Below are 16,759 nucleotides of genomic sequence, written 5' to 3'. Positions count from 1 at the left end.
AAATTACTTTATAGCGTTTGTTTATGCACTGTATGTTCATTGCAATGCGAGCAAAATTTCTTTAATTCGAGGCGTACAGTTGAGCCTTCTTTTGCTGGGAACGCGTAATTTCTCGACCCGCATTTTTCACAATTTAACACGACTTTTTTTGCCATATAATCACCTTTTCGGCACTTTGTCTTTTAAAGACTAACACCTAAAATTGTCAATGTCAACAAAGGTATGCAATCGTTAGGACATTTCCTCAAGGACTAAATGCCTCTCTAATTTACGCTTTACTCTTTGCAGTGCATTGTCAATGGACTTCACATGGCGATTTAATTTGGCCGAAATCTCATGATAAGATTGTCCATCTAAGTATAAGGCTAGTACTTGTAGCTCTAGTTCACTTAAAATCTCACTCATCTTTTCTTCTAGATAGCCGAACTCTTCTCTATGAATCATTAATTCTTCCGGATCATCCATAATAGCGCCTGTTAACACATCCATTAACGTACGATCTGATTCTTCATCAAAAATTGGCTTGTCCAAGGATACATAAGAATTAAGTGGAATATGCTTTTGTCTAGTTGCAGTTTTAATAGCTGTAATAATTTGCCTTGTAATACACAGCTCAGCAAATGCTCTAAAAGAAGCTAGCTTGTCTCCTTTAAAATCTCGTATCGCTTTATACAAGCCAATCATACCTTCTTGCACAATGTCTTCCTTATCTGCTCCAATTAAAAAATAAGATCTTGCCTTCGCTCTTACTAACAAACGGTATTTCGTAATTAAATAATCTAACGCATCTGTATTACCTTGATGCACCATTTCAATAAGTTCTTCATCATTGAATCGTTCAAAATCTTGTGTCACTTGTACAATGCTATTTTTAAACATGGTATCACCTCAGCCACAACAGATAATTAGGAACAGTATAACGGAATTGGAAAATATGCGTCAATCAATCATTTCAAGCCACGTCGCCATTTTTCAAAAGCTAACGCAACATCTGGCTTTAATTCTATACGAGAAGGCGGTTTGCTATCTTGTTTCCGCTTCACATCATGTGAAATTTTTTGTTGGATTATACCCATATCAATCTCAAGCTCTCTTGCGGATTTTCGTAAAGCGCCATTACCAAAAATAACGCTTTGCTCCGCCATATCAGAAGTTGCTACATAGATTTGAACATTTCTAGCTTTTAGTTCATGTGTCATTTTTTCAATACGTTCATCTGCTGTCTCGTTTTTCCGTGTATAAATGATTTCGACATCATTTTCTAAATAAGATTGCTCCACACCTGGTACAAGATGTGCGTCAAAAACGATAATGACACGCCATCCCATTGCTGCCTTATATTCGGCCATCAACTCAATCAATCTTCTACGTGCATCTTCAAATTTCGCGTCACGTAATGGCCGCAGCTCTTTCCAAGCCCCAATCATATTATAACCGTCAACAAGCAAAATGTTTTTCATGCCTACTCAATCGCTTCTTGACGTTTACGGTACACTTCGTACATTAAGAGTGCAGCAGCTACTGATGCATTTAGTGATGTGACATGCCCTACCATTGGTAAATGGTACAAAAAGTCACATTTCTCTTTTAGTAGACGGCCCATTCCTTTGCCCTCACTACCAATAATAATTGCAAGTGGTAATGTAGCATCCATTTTTCGATAGTCTGCAGAACCCTTTGCATCTGTACCAGCTATCCATACACCTCGTTCTTTAAGTTCATCGACTGTATGAGCAAGATTATTCACACGTACTACAGGTACATGCTCAATAGCTCCTGTTGAAGCCTTTGCCACTACTGCGGTTAAGCTTACTGAACGGCGCTTTGGTATTATGATTCCATGTGCTCCTATCGCATCTGCAGTTCGCATAATAGAACCTAGATTATGAGGATCCTCCAGCTCATCTAATATTAAGAAAAATGGATCCTCCTGTTTTTTCGCTGCTGCTGCAAATAAATCCTCTAACTCTGCATATTTATATGCTGCAACAGAGGCAACAATTCCTTGATGATTTGCATTTGATAATTGATCAACCTTTTTTTTCGGAACAAATTGAACAATGACACCACGTTCGCGTGCTAAATCAAGTAATTCATTTACACCTGATTTTTTCACACCTTCTGCAATCCATACTTTATTCATATCACGGCCTGAACGAAGTGCTTCTAACACTGGGTTTTTACCGGCAATTATTTCACCATTTTGCTCTGCCATTATTGCGACACTCCTTTCGATTCCTCGATTATTTGAATAGCGTATGCAATGATTTCATAAACGCGCTCTAGTTCATTTAACAAATACAAACTTCCAAGCACTGCCTCAAAACCTGAGCTATTTCGATAAGTCTGCACATCTGTATTTTTTGGCACAGAGCCGGATTTGGCATTGCGCCCACGACGGAACACAGCCAATTCCTCCTCTGTTAAAAAGCTTTCCTCTATCATCCGATGAACAATCTTAGATTGTGCTTTTGCTGACACATAATGTGTAGCTTCCCTATGAAGCGTGTTTGGTTTGACACGACCAGCACGTAGTAAATACTCTCGTACCTTTTGTTCTAAAACAGCATCTCCCATATAAGCTAACGCTAGCGCATTCAATTGTTTAACATCTTCTTTACGGAGTTTATCCAAGTTACTTACCCTCGTTTCCATCTAGTTCCTTGTCGCGTATCTTCTAAAATGATACCTTGCGCTTGCAAATGGTCACGAATTTCATCTGAACGAGCAAAATCACGGTTTTTACGTGCCTCTACACGCTCTTGTAAAAGGGCTTCTATTTCTTCATCCAATAGCTCTTCTTCTTTAGCAAATTCAATACCTAAGACGTCACCTAACGCCTCAAAAGTTTCCATAAAATGCGATAATACTTTCTCATTAGTGTTTGTTTCATTTAAATAAATATTAGCAATGCGAGCTAATTCAAACAATACTGAAATACCATTAGCTGTATTAAAATCATCGTCCATCGCTTCTTCAAAATGAGCTTTTTGTTCCTCAATTTTTTCAAGCCATTGTTCCGAATGATCACCTAAGCTAGCAGTAGCTGTTAAACGATGTTTGATATTATTGTAAGCAGTTAGGATTCGTTCTAATCCCGTTGCGGCTGCATCCACTAAATCTTTTGAAAAGTTGATTGGGTGACGATAATGCACAGAAAGCATAAAGAATCTTAAAATTTGTGGATCAATTTGTTTGCGGATATCATTGACAAGTATAAAATTCCCTAGAGATTTAGACATCTTTTCATTGTCAATATTAATATACCCATTGTGCATCCAATAACGCGCAAATGTTTTATCATTATGAGCTTCAGATTGTGCAATTTCATTTTCATGATGTGGGAATGTTAAATCTTGCCCACCAGCATGAATATCAATGGTATCTCCTAGATGCTCCCGCGCCATTACAGAGCATTCAATATGCCAACCAGGACGACCTTTCCCCCATGGACTCTCCCAGAAAATTTCACCCGGTTTAGCAGCTTTCCATAAAGCAAAATCTAATGCATCATCTTTCTTCTCACCAGCTTCAATACGAGCACCGATTTTTAAATCATCCACTGATTGATGTGATAATTTACCATATCCATTAAATTTACGCGTCCGATAGTAAACATCACCAGCAGATTCATAGGCATAACCCTTATCCATTAACACTTGAATGAATTCAATGATATCGTCCATATGCTCTGTAACGCGTGGATGTACATCAGCTTTTTTACAGCCTAATGCTGTAACATCTTCAAAATACGCGTTAATAAAGCGCTCTGTTAATTCATGAACTTCTTCACCAAGCTCGTTAGCTGCTTTTATAATTTTGTCATCTACATCTGTGAAATTTGAGACAAATTTCACATCATACCCTTTATACTGAAAATAACGGCGTACTGTATCATAAACAATTACAGGTCGTGAATTTCCAATATGAATATAGTTATAAACTGTAGGACCACAAACGTACATTTTCACTTTGCCTTCTTCTAGTGGTACGAAAGGTTCCTTTTGTCGTGTTAATGAGTTAAAGATTTGAATACTCATTGTGTTTCTCTCTCCTTTTGTAAGCGTTCGATCTCCTGTTGCAATGTAGCAATCTGCTTCTCGAAAACTTGACAACGTTCTTCTACTGGGTCAGGTATATTTTGATGGTCTAGTTTTTTCTCTAGACGAATTCCATCCTTAATCACTATTTTACCAGGTATACCGACAACTGTAGCATTTGGTGGCACTTCTTTTAAAACAACTGAGCCTGCGCCTATTTTACTATTCTCACCAATTGTAATGGAGCCTAATACTTTTGCGCCAGTTGCTACAAGTACATTATCCTCTAATGTCGGATGGCGTTTTCCTTTTTCTTTACCTGTACCGCCTAAAGTCACACCTTGATATAAGGTTACATTATCACCAATTTCACATGTTTCACCAATCACAACGCCCATCCCATGGTCAATAAAGAAACGTCGACCAATCTTCGCTCCAGGATGAATTTCAATTCCAGTAAAGAAGCGACTAATTTGTGAAATGGTACGGGCTATAAAATAAAAACGCTTTTTAAAGAACCAGTGAGCAACTCGATGTGCCCAAGTGGCGTGCAGTCCCGAATATGTTAGTACAACTTCAAGCACACTGCGCGCAGCTGGATCATTTTCAAAAATGGTTTCTACATCTTCCTTCATTCTTTTAAACACAAAAAACTCCCCCTTTTCTTTTTGATCTGCCTTGATCCTTTGAAATTTTCACAATAATCAACTGCATCCTTGGACTTTGAAATACTGTGCTGACGTTGATTGCTTTCCAGAGTTGCTAGTAGCAGAACGAATTTTATATAAAAAAACGTCCCCATCATTCCCAAAAAGGAATGACAGAGACGCTAAATTTAAAACGCGCGGTTCCACTCTGATTGAAGGCAAAGCCCTCCACTCTGGACGTCCTGTAACGGGAACGAATCGATAAAGCCTACTATTTGTTCAGCCCTATGCTCAAAGGTGCATTTCAGTTTTGCCTAGGCTCAGACCACTTTCAGCCGGTGATGGTCCTCTCTTTAGAGCATGCGCCACTTACTTCTCCTTATCAACGCTTTCTCAATGTAAATTCATTTTACAACGAACTAATAAATTGTCAATAAAATTCTATTTATTGCGCAAATTTTTCTACGCGGTCAATTGCTTTTTCTTTACCAATTAAACAAATGGCATTCGGAAGCTCTGGGCCATGTGTTTCTCCAGTAGTGACAACACGAATTGGCATAAATAAATTTTTACCTTTATGACCTGTCGCTTTTTGCACGGCTTTAATAGCTGCTTTTACTGCATCTGGTGTAAATTCTTCTAACTCTTCAAGCTGTTTCTTAAATGCTGCCATGACCTCAGGTACTTGCTCACCTGCTAAAACAGCTTTTGCTTCTTCATCATATTCAATATGATCGTTAAAGAATAGGCTAGATAAATCTACTATTTCAGCACCAAAGCTCATTTGGTCATGATACAGTGCAATTAAATCTGTTGCCCATGCATGTTGTTCTGGAGTCAGCTCTTCTGGTAATAGACCTGCTTTTTGTAAGTGTGGTAAAGATAATGCCACTACTTCTTCTAAAGATAACTTTTTAATGTATTGGTTGTTCATCCATGTAAGTTTTTGCTTATCAAACATAGACGGTGATTTTGATAGGCGTTTCTCATCAAAGATTTTAATAAATTCTTCCTTGGAGAAAATCTCTTCTTCCCCTTCTGGAGACCAGCCAAGTAATGCAAAGAAATTGAACATTGCCTCAGGAAGGTAGCCTAAATCTTTATATTGCGTTACGAATTGAATAATGGATTCATCGCGTTTTGATAATTTTTTGCGATTTTCATTAATGATTAATGTCATATGACCAAAGCGTGGATACTCCCAGCCAAATGCATCAAAAATCATCATTTGTTTTGGTGTGTTAGATAAATGCTCTTCGCCACGGAAAACATGGGAGATTTCCATAAAGTGGTCATCAAGCACTACAGCATAGTTATAAGTTGGAATACCATTTGCTTTAACAATTACCCAGTCACCGATATCTTTTGATTCAAATGTAACTTGTCCACGCACTAAGTCCTCAAATTCATATGTTACATTTTCAGGTACGCGCATACGAATTGTATAGGATTCACCAGCAGCCTCTTTAGCAGCAACTTCCTCTGCTGATAAATGACGACAAGTCCCATCATACGTTGGAGCAGCTACTCCTCGTGCCTTTTGCTCTTCACGGGATGCCTCTAATTTCTCAGAAGAACAGAAGCATTTATAGGCTACACCCTGCTCTAAAAGCTTTTCCGCATGCTCTTTATAAATATCAAGACGCTCCATTTGACGATAAGGCGCATATGGTCCACCGATATCAATGGATTCATCGTATTCAATACCTAACCATTTTAGGTTATCTAGCTGAGATGCTTCTCCGCCCTCTACATTACGCTCAATATCTGTATCCTCAATACGTACGATAAATTTACCGTTATGATGTTTTGCATATAAATAATTGAATAACGCTGTACGCGCTCCACCGATATGTAAGTAACCAGTAGGGGATGGCGCGTAACGAACACGAACTTCTTTCGCCATAATTAAAAGCCTCCTAAATTTTCGATCAAAAATTGACTTTGTTCATTTTACCACTCTGCTACAGGAAATAAAAGCGCTGATAGCCTGCTTTTACTTCTTAATCAATAGAATTGTTGCCATTGCAGCAATCCCTTCCTCACGACCAGTAAAACCTAATCGTTCAGTTGTTGTCGCCTTGACATTAACTTGTGACGGTTCTGCGTTCAATAATTCAGCAATACGGTTTTGCATTTGCTCAATATATGGTGCCATTTTCGGTCGCTGTGCCATAATTGTACAATCAACATTCCCTAGAACATACCCTTTATCCTCAACAATTTTCCAGATATGCTCTAATAATTTTGCTGAGTCTGCATCCTTAAATGCGGGGTCTGTGTCTGGAAAATGCCGACCGATATCTCCTTCTCCAATAGCCCCTAATGCTGCATCTGTGACAGTATGTAATAAAACATCTGCATCAGAATGCCCTACTAGCCCTTTTTCATGAGGAATTGTTATACCACCAATAATTAATGGACGTCCTTCTTCAAATGCATGCACGTCAAAACCTTGTCCAACTCGAAACATACGATACTACTACGTTCTTGCCGTAGCAGCATTCACCTACCTTTATGATTTTCTATTTATAGACAGTTTACCATATTTCCTAGGAAATGAGTGATTTCACAAAGCCATCAGATATTTGACTCTCACTACTCGCACATTCTTTGTTATCCTTACCTTAAGTCTAAAACGATAAGGCGGTGGAGAAATGAATATTAATACTTTTGAAAGTCAGTTTAGCAAAGTAATAGTACAGCGTGGGTACGATTATTATGTGAATGATCACGTCATTGATATTATGCAAATAGACAATAGCAATTGGCAGGCAGAGGTTGAGGGAACTGAACCTTATACTGTAAATATTGTTATCAAAGCAAACGGAGATATTACAGATGCAACTTGTGATTGTCCTTACGATGATGATTGCAAACATATAGTAGCTGTACTATACGCTATTCAGGAGCAATTTAACAATTCTCCTATATCAGTATCTAAATCATCTAAAGCACAAAAATCTACATTACAGCAATTACTCGCAGCACAAACAAAGGAAAATTTAATTAATTTAATTTTAACAGTTGGGAAGAACTCACCTAATTTTCTGCAAGAATTAGAAATACGACTAATGGAGCCAATAGATATATTAAAGGCCTCCAAAAAAATGATTACTCAGCATCTAAAAGCCGGTCAGGAGGGGCGAAGCGGCTTTATCCCACGTCATCGGGCATTAAAAGCACTTAAAGGTGTCCAAACTACCCTTCAACACGCTGAGGAGCACATCGACATGGAGGATAATATTACAGCTATTGAGCTTAGTTTTCTGTGTCTCCAATATACATTAGAGGCACTACAATATGGGGATGACTCTGATGGCTATTTTGGCGATGCTATTCGTGAAAGTCTTGAATTAATAAGTCAGGCAATTGAAGAAGGCGTAAATCTTTGGCCAAAAAAGCTGTATAAATCTGTATTTGACCTAGTTATTCGAAAAGCAATGCTACCCGTATTAGGAGACTGGGTAGATTGTCGAATTCATTTGCTTCATGCCTGTATCCCTCTTTGTGAAGATGATGCGATTGAGGAGCAGTTTAAAGCCCTTATTCATTCACTTGAAAGTACATCAGATAATTGGCGTGCACAATATCTAAATAAAGAGCTAAAGCTGATTGAACTTCACTTATTACAACACAAATACAGTAGCAATGAGGTAGAGGCATTTTTGGAGGGGCATATTGAAGACTACCATATGCGTGAACAAGTTATTCTATCTGCCATAAATCGCGGCGATTATGAAAAAGTATTACAATTAACAGCAGATGGATTAGAGCAAGATCAAAAACTTTCAGGAATCGTTAGCCTTTGGAGACGCTATGCCTTTAAGGCTCATCAGCATTTAGGACATACAGAGGATATGCGTCAATTGGCTTTACAACTATTGCTTGATGGGGAGTATGAATTTTATACGAAATACAAAGCTCTGCACTCCGCTGAACAATGGCCAGAAGTTTTAGAAGAATTATTAAATAACCTTACAAAATCTTATTTATACGAAAGGGTTATTGTTGAAGAACAGCAAACAAAACGTATTTTAGACTATTGCAAAGATTATCCAAAACGAATAGAAGACTATTATTCATTTATTAAAGAGCAGTACTATGAAGAAGTGTGTGCACTATTCATTGAGGCTATCACTGCAGATGCACAATACGCCACTAATCGAAAAAAATATAAAGGTGTCTGTCGTTCTATCAATATCATGCGTAAGGCTGGTTATATGGTAGAAGCAGAACAGTTGATTGTTGATTTACTGCAAACTTATCCAAAACGTCCAGCTTTAATAGAGGAATTAACTAATATTATGAAATAGTAATCCCGCCTCAAAAATACGAGCAAATTAAAATACCGTAGAGAAGTATCATTATCGATTTCTCTACGGTATTTTTCATAGCGGCTCTAATCGCCACCTATTCAACTATTTTGCATCCAAGGCACGTTTACGCAAGATCGCTTCTCCGAAAACTAGATCCTCTTTTGTCGTCATCTTTACATTTTCATAGCTACTCTCTACAATATGCACGGCATGTCCAAGACGTTCCACAAGCATGGCTTCATCAGTACCAAGAAAGCCAACCTTCTCTGCGACATCCTCCGCCTCTACGATTAAATCAAACTGAAAAGCTTGCGGAGTTTGAATCATCCATAAGCTATCACGATCAACCGTCTCCTCAATCACACCATCACGTACCTTTTTCATCGTATCCTTTGCACGGACACCAGCGATTGCAGCACCATATGTATGAGCACTTTGCACAAGATTCGCAATAATATCATGAGAGATAAAGGGACGAGCAGCATCATGTACAAGCACAATATCGACCTGCTCCATCTCCTTCATACACGAATGAACTGAATGCTGTCGTTCAGCACCGCCATCAGGTAAGCCCTTCACCTTTAAAATCCTATACTTCTCTAACATGGCTTGAATATAGGAACGCTCTTCTGGTTTTACTGCAAGCCAAATCCCTGTACATTTTGAATCCTGTTCAAAAACCTCCAGGGTGTGTATGAGAATGGGTTTTCCTAGTAAATTTAAAAATAACTTATTTTGCCCCGCTCCCATTCGCTTACCGCTACCCGCTGCAGGTAATACTACCTCGTATTGCACATTTTCCACTTCCTAGTCATCCTTTGGTTTAGCAAAAATCATACGGCCCGCTGATGTTTGCAGTACACTTGTTACCGTAACCGTTATTGCCTGTCCGATATAACTGCGTCCACCTTCAACCACAATCATTGTGCCATCGTCTAAATAAGCCACTCCTTGATTATGCTCTTTACCATCTTTAATAACCATCACTTGCATATCCTCACCAGGGATAACAACAGGCTTCACAGCATTCGCTAAATCATTGATATTTAAGACTCTTACGTGGTGTAACTCGCATACTTTATTAAGATTGAAGTCATTCGTAACAATCTGTGTATCATTGCTCATTTTCTTTGCAAGACGCACTAATTTTAAGTCAACTTCCTGCACATCCTCAAAATCCTCTTCGGATATTTCCACCTTTGTCATTCGCTCATCTTGCAATTTTTTTAAAATATCTAAACCACGACGACCTCTTGTACGTTTTAAAGTATCAGAAGAATCTGCAATATGCTGAAGCTCTGTAAGAACAAATTGAGGAACCACTAATATACCTTCAATAAATCCCGTTTGAGAAATATCCGCAATACGCCCATCAATAATAACACTTGTATCCAGCAGCTTATAGCTCCCCTTTACTTCTTGGGCATCTACACCATCTATTAGTTTTTTCTTTGTATTGCTTCCACGTAATGTAAAGAGTTGGATTAATTCATCGCGCTTCTTAAAGCCTACACGGAACCCTAAATAGCCAAGTACAAAGGACATGATAATTGGTAAAATCTCCGAAACGAATCCTAGCTGGACACTTTCTATGGCAAAGCCTAAGAAGTAAGCTACAATCAGTCCGATGATAAGTCCAAGCGTACCAAATAATAAGTCACCAACAGGTACCTTAAATAGCACCTCTTCCAGCCAGCTAATGAGTCGCACAAAATAATCCGAAAACGCAAACGATAGTGTAAACAATAAAATTGCCCCTAAAGCTACTGATACATAGGGATTATCAAGCCAAGGATTAGAAGATAAATGAAGCAATTCGTATAATGGCGGTAAGAAAACAAAGCCTAACGCTCCCCCAATCAGTAAAAAGGCAATTTGAACAAATTTTTTCATAAGCTGTCACCTCCCATTCTTAACTATAATTATACATAGTTTACTGTAGAAAATCTTTCATGAGCCTAACAACCCCTGTTTCTTTTTAACGCCAGCAGCAACTCTATACAAAGGTGAAAATAAAGAGGTACTATTACTAGCTATAACGTTGTTAAAAGAGCCATCTTATTAGGGTGTTATGTAGGACGCTTAAACCCCTTTTTTAGTTCCGATTTTTATGCCTAGCATCTAAAAAATTATTGAAAGAGGAAAATGCATGTCAGAACCTTGTCCCCTTTATAGCTCTCTAAAGCAAGCATTCAGTGCATCTTTAATGGTTTCTACTCCAACTATCTCAATACCTTGTGGAAAATCCCAGCCACCAATATTTGAAGCCGGAATGAATATCCGTTTAAACCCTAGCTTTGCCGCCTCTATTACACGTTGTTCAATACGGGAAACACGGCGCACCTCTCCCGTCAACCCTACTTCTCCAACAAAACAATCTGTAGCTCTAACTGCTTGATCCTTAAAGCTAGAGACAATGCTTGTCAACACTGCTAAATCAATGGCTGGTTCATCTAGCTTTACACCGCCAGCAACTTTAATATATGCATCCTGTGCCTGTAGCATGAGGCCCATTCTCTTTTCTAGAACAGCCATTAACAACTGTACACGGTTTTGATCAACACCTGTTGCCATACGCTTTGGATAGTTAAAGCTTGTAGGTGTTACGAGTGACTGAATTTCAACAAGAATTGGTCGTGTACCCTCCATAGAAGCCACAATGGTTGACCCCGCTGCCCCCTGTGAACGCTCCTGTAAAAAGAGCTCAGATGGATTTAATACTTCCTTTAAGCCCCCCTGAAGCATTTCAAATATAGCAATCTCATTTGTTGAGCCAAAACGGTTCTTTTGACTACGCAGAATACGGTGATTATGGTGTCGCTCCCCCTCAAAATACAGCACAGTATCTACCATATGCTCCAAAATACGTGGCCCTGCAATTTGACCCTCTTTTGTTACATGTCCAACTAAAAATATAGCGATTCCCTTCGTTTTAGCAATTCTCATTAACTCTGCCGTACACTCCCGCACCTGCGATACACTGCCAGGAGCACTTGTTACCTCGGGATGAAACACAGTTTGAATGGAATCGACAATAACAAATTTCGGTTGCACATCCTCAATTGTTTGATTTAGAAACTCTAAATTTGTTTCTGAATAGATATAAAGCTCCTGTGAAACCACCCCTAAACGCTCTGCACGTAGCTTTGTTTGGCGGATTGATTCCTCACCAGAAATGTAGAGCACACGATGTCCCTTATTTGAAAGTAAAGCAGACACTTGTAATAATAGCGTCGACTTCCCAATACCAGGGTCACCTCCTATAAGTACAAGAGAGCCCGGTACGATTCCCCCACCTAGCACTCGGTTAAGCTCACCCATTTCTGTTGTAATTCGAGACTCCTCGGCAGCCTCGATCTGCATAATAGGAAGAGCCTTTTGCGTAACTGTCGCAGAATGCTGGAAGGCTCCACGAGGTCCCTTTGCTACTACCTCTACTTCTTCGACCATCTTATTCCATTCCCCACAGCCCGGACATCTTCCCATCCATTTTGCAGATTCATAGCCACAGCCTGTGCATACAAATTTCGTTTTTTTCTTTGCCAATTCACATTCACCTCGAATATTTGTTCTTATTGTCAATTGTACATAAAAAAGGACAGCTTGGCACTATAGCCTGCTGTCCTTTTGAGATGAAGCGTAGCTGTTAGAAATTAGTTAGATGCAGAAATGCCCTCTTTTTTCTTTACCACAAAGTCATCATTCACATAATCAATGACCACTTGATTGCCCTTCTCTACATTGCCTTTCAGTAATTCTTCTGATAAGCGGTCTTCCACTTGTTTTTGTAGTGCACGGCGTAGCGGGCGGGCGCCGTATTGAGGATCATAGCCCTCTTGCGCAATTTTCTCAAGCGCAGCATCTGTTAACTCTAACGAAATATCTTGTTCCTTTAGACGTTTTGTTAAAGCATTCGCCATCATGGAAACAATTTCTTTTAAGTGTTCTTTTTCTAATGAGTGGAACACAATCATCTCATCAATACGGTTTAAGAACTCTGGTCGGAATGCTTTTTTCAATTCCTCAAGCATTGTTCCCTTCATGTCTTTATGTTTCGATTCCGTACCACCAACATTGAAGCCTAAGTTTTTCTGGTATTTTAAAGCATCTGCCCCAACGTTTGATGTCATAATAACAACCGTGTTGCGGAAGTCCACTACACGACCTTTAGAATCAGTCAAACGACCATCTTCAAGCACTTGCAGTAGAATATTGAAAACATCTGGATGAGCTTTTTCAATCTCATCTAGTAATACAACTGAATATGGTTTACGACGAACCTTTTCTGTTAACTGGCCACCATCATCAAAGCCTACATAGCCTGGAGGTGAACCAACTAGGCGCGAAGTAGAATGTTTCTCCATATATTCAGACATATCAACTCGAATCATCGCATCCTCATCACCAAACATCACTTCAGCTAGTGCTCTTGCAAGCTCTGTTTTACCAACCCCTGTTGGCCCTAAGAAAATAAATGAGCCAATTGGTCGTTTTGGATCTTTTAAGCCTGCTCTTGCACGGCGAATAGCACGGGAAATGGCCTCTACTGCCTCCCCTTGCCCTACCACTCGTTTGTGTAGCTCTTCCTCTAATTGTAATAGCTTAGAGGACTCTTCTGAGGCAATTTTTGATACAGGGATTCCAGTCCACATAGATACGACTGCTGCTACATCATCCACTGTAACTTTTGATTCAGATTTCCCTTGCTCTTCCTTCCAATTCTTTCTTGTCGTTTCAATTTCATCTTTTAGCTTTTGTTCGGTATCTCTTAATGAGGCTGCCTTTTCAAACTCTTGACCAGAAACTGCAGCATTCTTTTCAGAGCGCACATTTTCGAGCTTATCTTCAAGCGCTTTTAGATTTGGTGGAACTGCAAATGAACGTAAGCGTACTTTTGAGCCTGCTTCATCAATTAAATCAATCGCTTTATCTGGTAAGAAACGGTCAGAAATATAGCGGTCACCCATTTTTGCGGCTGCCTCAATCGCTTCATCTGTAATTTTCACACGGTGATGTGCTTCATAGCGATCACGTAAGCCCTGGATAATTTGAATCGCTTCTTCAACTGTTGGCTCATCAACTTGTATTGGTTGGAAACGTCGCTCTAAAGCCGCATCCTTTTCAATATATTTACGATATTCATCTAATGTTGTTGCACCGATACATTGAAGCTCACCACGTGCTAGAGAAGGTTTTAGAATATTTGATGCATCAATTGCTCCCTCTGCACCACCTGCGCCGATTAATGTATGCAATTCATCGATAAATAAAATAACATTTCCTGCTTGACGAATCTCATCCATCACTTTTTTCAAGCGATCCTCAAATTCACCACGGTATTTTGTACCTGCTACAACTGTTCCCATATCAAGAGTCATGACGCGTTTATCACGAAGAATCTCTGGCACTTCATTATTAATAATTTGCTGTGCTAGACCTTCAGCAATAGCTGTTTTACCTACCCCTGGCTCACCAATTAATACAGGATTGTTTTTTGTACGACGAGATAAAACTTCAATGACACGTGTAATTTCTTTGCTTCGACCTATCACAGGGTCTAAAGAGCCTTCTCGAGCAATTTGTGTTAAGTCTCGCGCAAGGCTATCTAATGTAGGGGTATTGGCAGCCTGGGCAGCTTGTTGGCCAGATTGAGCATTATCATTATTTCCTAGTAGTAATAGCACTTGCTGACGTGCTTTATTTAAGCCGACACCAGCGTTATTTAATACACGAGCAGCCACACCTTCACCTTCACGAATAAGCGCTAATAGCAAATGCTCTGTACCGATATATGAATGACCTAGTTTGCGTGATTCATCAACTGATAGCTCAATGACTTTTTTCGCTCTAGGTGTGTAGTGGACAATCGGACCCACATCCTCTTTTCCTTTTCCAACTAACTCTTCGATACCTGCTTCAATTGTTTGAGGACTAATATCGATGGCTTCTAATGCTTTCGCAGCTATACCACCGCCTTCACGAATAAGCCCTAATAGAATATGCTCTGTTCCTATTGATTCGTGTTTCCAACGAATTGCCTCTTCCTGTGCAAGCTGTAATACTTTTTGTGCGCGTTGTGTAAAACGATTAAACATCATATGAATCCTCTCCTTTTTTTCCTATAATAGGCTTACTCATATTTTCACGAAATAATGCCTCACGAAGCATTTTCGCTCGTACGCGATCGCGCTCAGCAGGTGGTAAAACCTCTCCTGCATAGTGTTGTAAAAATCCTGGTTGCATACAGACAACACACTCGTTTAAAGTTGTCGCCTTAATGCCTTCTATCAACTGTAAATCTACCCCTAAACGAACATTGGACAAGCAGGTAGCTGCCTCTTCGCTCGTTAAAATTCGAGCATGCGTTAAAGTACCTAATGCACGGTATACTCGGTCTTCTAAAGCAAGCTCTGCTTTTTCCATTAGCCTACCTCTTGCATGTCGCTCCTTTTGAATAATCTTTTCGGCGACGCTTTGAATGTCAGCCAAAATATCCTCCTCTGTTTTACCCAGTGTTATCTGATTCGACACTTGGTAAACATTCCCTAAATTTTCACTACCTTCCCCATATATCCCTCTTACTGTCATTCCTAGCCTTGTCATGGCATTAATAATTTGACTCATTTGAGCTGTTAATGTAAGGGCAGGTAGGTGCATCATAACGGAAGCTCGTAAACCAGTACCGATATTTGTTGGGCAACTTGTAAGATATCCAAAAGTATCACGAAATGCATAAGGTAAAGATTTTTCTAGGGCTCTATCAATTTTATTGGCCTGCTCATATGCCCTTTGCAGCTGAAAACTCGCTGTCATACATTGAATGCGTAAATGGTCTTCTTCATTCACCATAATACTAATTGATTCATCATCAGATAATAGCATGGAGCCAACCTGTTCTTTTTTAGCAAGCTGAGGGCTAATTAAATGCTTTTCTACAAGAATTTGACGCTGTAAGGATGTTAAATCCTTGACGGCAAAATACGAGTAATGATCTTGTAGTTTCGTGCTATCCTGAACAGCGTGTGTTACAGCCTGCTCTACCTGTAATGCCTCATTCTCTGTAAAGGACAGAGGAAAACGATAGCCATCTAAATTTCGTGCAAGACGGATACGTGTACTAATGACTATATCTGAATAATCGTCCTCCACGCTCATCCATGCTGGTGTAGCTCGTTCTAAAAACGATTCAATCATCACGACACATCACCACCTTCAAATTGTAGCTGTTTCTCCAATTCCTTTACTTCATCCCGCAGTTTCGCGGCCTCCTCAAACTGTTCCTCATCTATAGCTACTTTCATAAGTTTACGGATATCTTCTATTTGTTTTTTAATGACGTAAATATTGCTATGAGCACCGGGCATCTTACCTATATGTTGAGGTCCTGCTTGTATTCGATTAAAGAGCTTTGGTAGGTGCTCGCTAAAACTGTCATAGCAGCTAGGGCAACCGAATTTCCCTTCTTTTAAAAATCGTTTATACGTAAAGCCACATTGTGGACAAGTTTGTGGTTGTGGCTGCGCCTGTTGTTTTTCATCCACTTTTTGTTGTTGCCATGTCGGTGAGCCAAACCAATTCGATAATAGCTGTTGAATAGATACAGGCTCTTGTTTAAATTCTGCATGAAATGGATGGAACTGCGAGGCGCAGACGTCACAGTAATGATGCTCTACCTTTTGTCCATTTTGAACTTGTGTTACAGTTACCGTCGCATTACGCTGCTTGCAATGTTCGCAAATCATTTCCATCACCT

At 39.5% G+C, this 16,759-nt stretch carries 16 protein-coding genes and 1 other annotated feature; of the genes, 1 reads left to right on the top strand and 15 read right to left on the bottom strand.

The features are described 5' to 3' along the window. Window positions 1-8: 8 nt before the first annotated feature. From rpmG to ispF, 9 genes are all read right to left on the bottom strand, one after another. A complete protein-coding gene (gene rpmG / locus B2R82_RS14645) occupies window positions 9-155 on the bottom strand; it encodes a 50S ribosomal protein L33 (RefSeq protein WP_286925555.1) in 147 nt (48 codons plus the stop codon). A gap of 76 nt (window positions 156-231) precedes the next feature. Next, entirely contained in the window at window positions 232-879 is a 648-nt protein-coding gene (gene sigH, locus B2R82_RS14640; protein WP_286925554.1) for an RNA polymerase sporulation sigma factor SigH, read from the bottom strand. Between the two features lie 68 nt (window positions 880-947). After that, complete coding sequence (locus B2R82_RS14635; RefSeq protein WP_286925553.1) at window positions 948-1,460, bottom strand: NYN domain-containing protein; 513 nt, start codon at window positions 1,458-1,460, stop codon at window positions 948-950. A gap of 2 nt (window positions 1,461-1,462) precedes the next feature. Then, window positions 1,463-2,215 carry a 23S rRNA (guanosine(2251)-2'-O)-methyltransferase RlmB gene (gene rlmB, locus B2R82_RS14630; protein ID WP_286925552.1) on the bottom strand — a complete coding sequence of 251 codons (753 nt, stop codon included), beginning with the start codon at window positions 2,213-2,215 and terminating at the stop codon, window positions 1,463-1,465. Further along, entirely contained in the window at window positions 2,215-2,634 is a 420-nt protein-coding gene (locus B2R82_RS14625; protein WP_286925551.1) for a Mini-ribonuclease 3, read from the bottom strand. Before B2R82_RS14625 ends, rlmB begins: the two co-directional genes overlap by 1 nt. 5 nt (window positions 2,635-2,639) lie before the next feature. After that, window positions 2,640-4,040, bottom strand: coding sequence for a cysteine--tRNA ligase (gene cysS, locus B2R82_RS14620; protein WP_283870083.1), 1,401 nt, complete (start codon window positions 4,038-4,040; stop codon window positions 2,640-2,642). Then, window positions 4,037-4,687: a serine O-acetyltransferase EpsC gene (epsC, locus tag B2R82_RS14615; protein ID WP_286925550.1), complete on the bottom strand. Its 651-nt coding sequence runs from the start codon at window positions 4,685-4,687 to the stop codon at window positions 4,037-4,039. The genes cysS and epsC overlap by 4 nt, the downstream gene beginning before the upstream one ends. Window positions 4,688-4,859: 172 nt before the next feature. Continuing rightward, window positions 4,860-5,082 (bottom strand) — a binding site (T-box leader). Between the two features lie 50 nt (window positions 5,083-5,132). Beyond that, the gene (gltX, locus tag B2R82_RS14610; protein WP_286925549.1) at window positions 5,133-6,593 is read right to left on the bottom strand and encodes a glutamate--tRNA ligase; all 1,461 of its coding nucleotides are present in this window, start codon (window positions 6,591-6,593) and stop codon (window positions 5,133-5,135) included. A 90-nt stretch (window positions 6,594-6,683) separates the two neighbouring features. Beyond that, on the bottom strand, window positions 6,684-7,160 hold the full coding sequence (gene ispF, locus B2R82_RS14605; protein ID WP_286925548.1) for a 2-C-methyl-D-erythritol 2,4-cyclodiphosphate synthase: 477 nt from the start codon (window positions 7,158-7,160) through the stop codon (window positions 6,684-6,686). 184 nt (window positions 7,161-7,344) lie between these two features. Between ispF and B2R82_RS14600 the strand changes: the two genes are divergently transcribed. After that, on the top strand, window positions 7,345-9,003 hold the full coding sequence (locus B2R82_RS14600) for an SWIM zinc finger family protein (protein WP_286925546.1): 1,659 nt from the start codon (window positions 7,345-7,347) through the stop codon (window positions 9,001-9,003). 105 nt (window positions 9,004-9,108) lie between these two features. Here B2R82_RS14600 and ispD read toward each other — a convergent pair whose 3' ends face one another. The 6 genes from ispD to B2R82_RS14570 all read right to left on the bottom strand — a co-directional run bounded on the left by ispD (window position 9,109) and on the right by B2R82_RS14570 (window position 16,748). Beyond that, the gene (gene ispD / locus B2R82_RS14595) at window positions 9,109-9,801 is read right to left on the bottom strand and encodes a 2-C-methyl-D-erythritol 4-phosphate cytidylyltransferase (RefSeq protein WP_286925685.1); all 693 of its coding nucleotides are present in this window, start codon (window positions 9,799-9,801) and stop codon (window positions 9,109-9,111) included. A 12-nt stretch (window positions 9,802-9,813) separates the two neighbouring features. Further along, on the bottom strand, window positions 9,814-10,899 hold the full coding sequence (locus B2R82_RS14590) for a PIN/TRAM domain-containing protein (protein ID WP_286925545.1): 1,086 nt from the start codon (window positions 10,897-10,899) through the stop codon (window positions 9,814-9,816). A gap of 276 nt (window positions 10,900-11,175) precedes the next feature. Beyond that, the gene (radA, locus tag B2R82_RS14585) at window positions 11,176-12,552 is read right to left on the bottom strand and encodes a DNA repair protein RadA (RefSeq protein ID WP_286925544.1); all 1,377 of its coding nucleotides are present in this window, start codon (window positions 12,550-12,552) and stop codon (window positions 11,176-11,178) included. Window positions 12,553-12,659: 107 nt separating this feature from the next. Next, on the bottom strand, window positions 12,660-15,104 hold the full coding sequence (locus B2R82_RS14580; protein WP_286925543.1) for an ATP-dependent Clp protease ATP-binding subunit: 2,445 nt from the start codon (window positions 15,102-15,104) through the stop codon (window positions 12,660-12,662). Next, window positions 15,094-16,203: a protein arginine kinase gene (locus B2R82_RS14575; protein WP_286925542.1), complete on the bottom strand. Its 1,110-nt coding sequence runs from the start codon at window positions 16,201-16,203 to the stop codon at window positions 15,094-15,096. The genes B2R82_RS14580 and B2R82_RS14575 overlap by 11 nt, the downstream gene beginning before the upstream one ends. Continuing rightward, entirely contained in the window at window positions 16,200-16,748 is a 549-nt protein-coding gene (locus B2R82_RS14570; RefSeq protein ID WP_286925541.1) for a UvrB/UvrC motif-containing protein, read from the bottom strand. The genes B2R82_RS14575 and B2R82_RS14570 overlap by 4 nt, the downstream gene beginning before the upstream one ends. Window positions 16,749-16,759 lie beyond the last annotated feature (11 nt).

The sequence above is a fragment of the Lysinibacillus sp. UBA6686 genome, from assembly GCF_002455205.1.
GTDB classification, from domain to species: domain Bacteria; phylum Bacillota; class Bacilli; order Bacillales_A; family Planococcaceae; genus Lysinibacillus; species Lysinibacillus pakistanensis.
This window is presented reverse-complemented; position numbering and strand designations above follow the sequence as displayed.

What these genes read in the sequence shown, in the direction of transcription:
- rpmG (WP_286925555.1), bottom strand. Translation starts at nt 155, where the DNA reads ATGGCAAAAAAAGTCGTGTTAAATTGTGAAAAATGCGGGTCGAGAAAT.
- sigH (WP_286925554.1), bottom strand. Translation starts at nt 879, where the DNA reads ATGTTTAAAAATAGCATTGTACAAGTGACACAAGATTTTGAACGATTC.
- B2R82_RS14635 (WP_286925553.1), bottom strand. Translation starts at nt 1,460, where the DNA reads ATGAAAAACATTTTGCTTGTTGACGGTTATAATATGATTGGGGCTTGG.
- rlmB (WP_286925552.1), bottom strand. Translation starts at nt 2,215, where the DNA reads ATGGCAGAGCAAAATGGTGAAATAATTGCCGGTAAAAACCCAGTGTTA.
- cysS (WP_283870083.1), bottom strand. Translation starts at nt 4,040, where the DNA reads ATGAGTATTCAAATCTTTAACTCATTAACACGACAAAAGGAACCTTTC.
- gltX (WP_286925549.1), bottom strand. Translation starts at nt 6,593, where the DNA reads ATGGCGAAAGAAGTTCGTGTTCGTTACGCGCCATCCCCTACTGGTTAC.
- ispF (WP_286925548.1), bottom strand. Translation starts at nt 7,160, where the DNA reads ATGTTTCGAGTTGGACAAGGTTTTGACGTGCATGCATTTGAAGAAGGA.
- B2R82_RS14600 (WP_286925546.1), top strand. Translation starts at nt 7,345, where the DNA reads ATGAATATTAATACTTTTGAAAGTCAGTTTAGCAAAGTAATAGTACAG.
- B2R82_RS14590 (WP_286925545.1), bottom strand. Translation starts at nt 10,899, where the DNA reads ATGAAAAAATTTGTTCAAATTGCCTTTTTACTGATTGGGGGAGCGTTA.
- B2R82_RS14580 (WP_286925543.1), bottom strand. Translation starts at nt 15,104, where the DNA reads ATGATGTTTAATCGTTTTACACAACGCGCACAAAAAGTATTACAGCTT.
- B2R82_RS14570 (WP_286925541.1), bottom strand. Translation starts at nt 16,748, where the DNA reads ATGATTTGCGAACATTGCAAGCAGCGTAATGCGACGGTAACTGTAACA.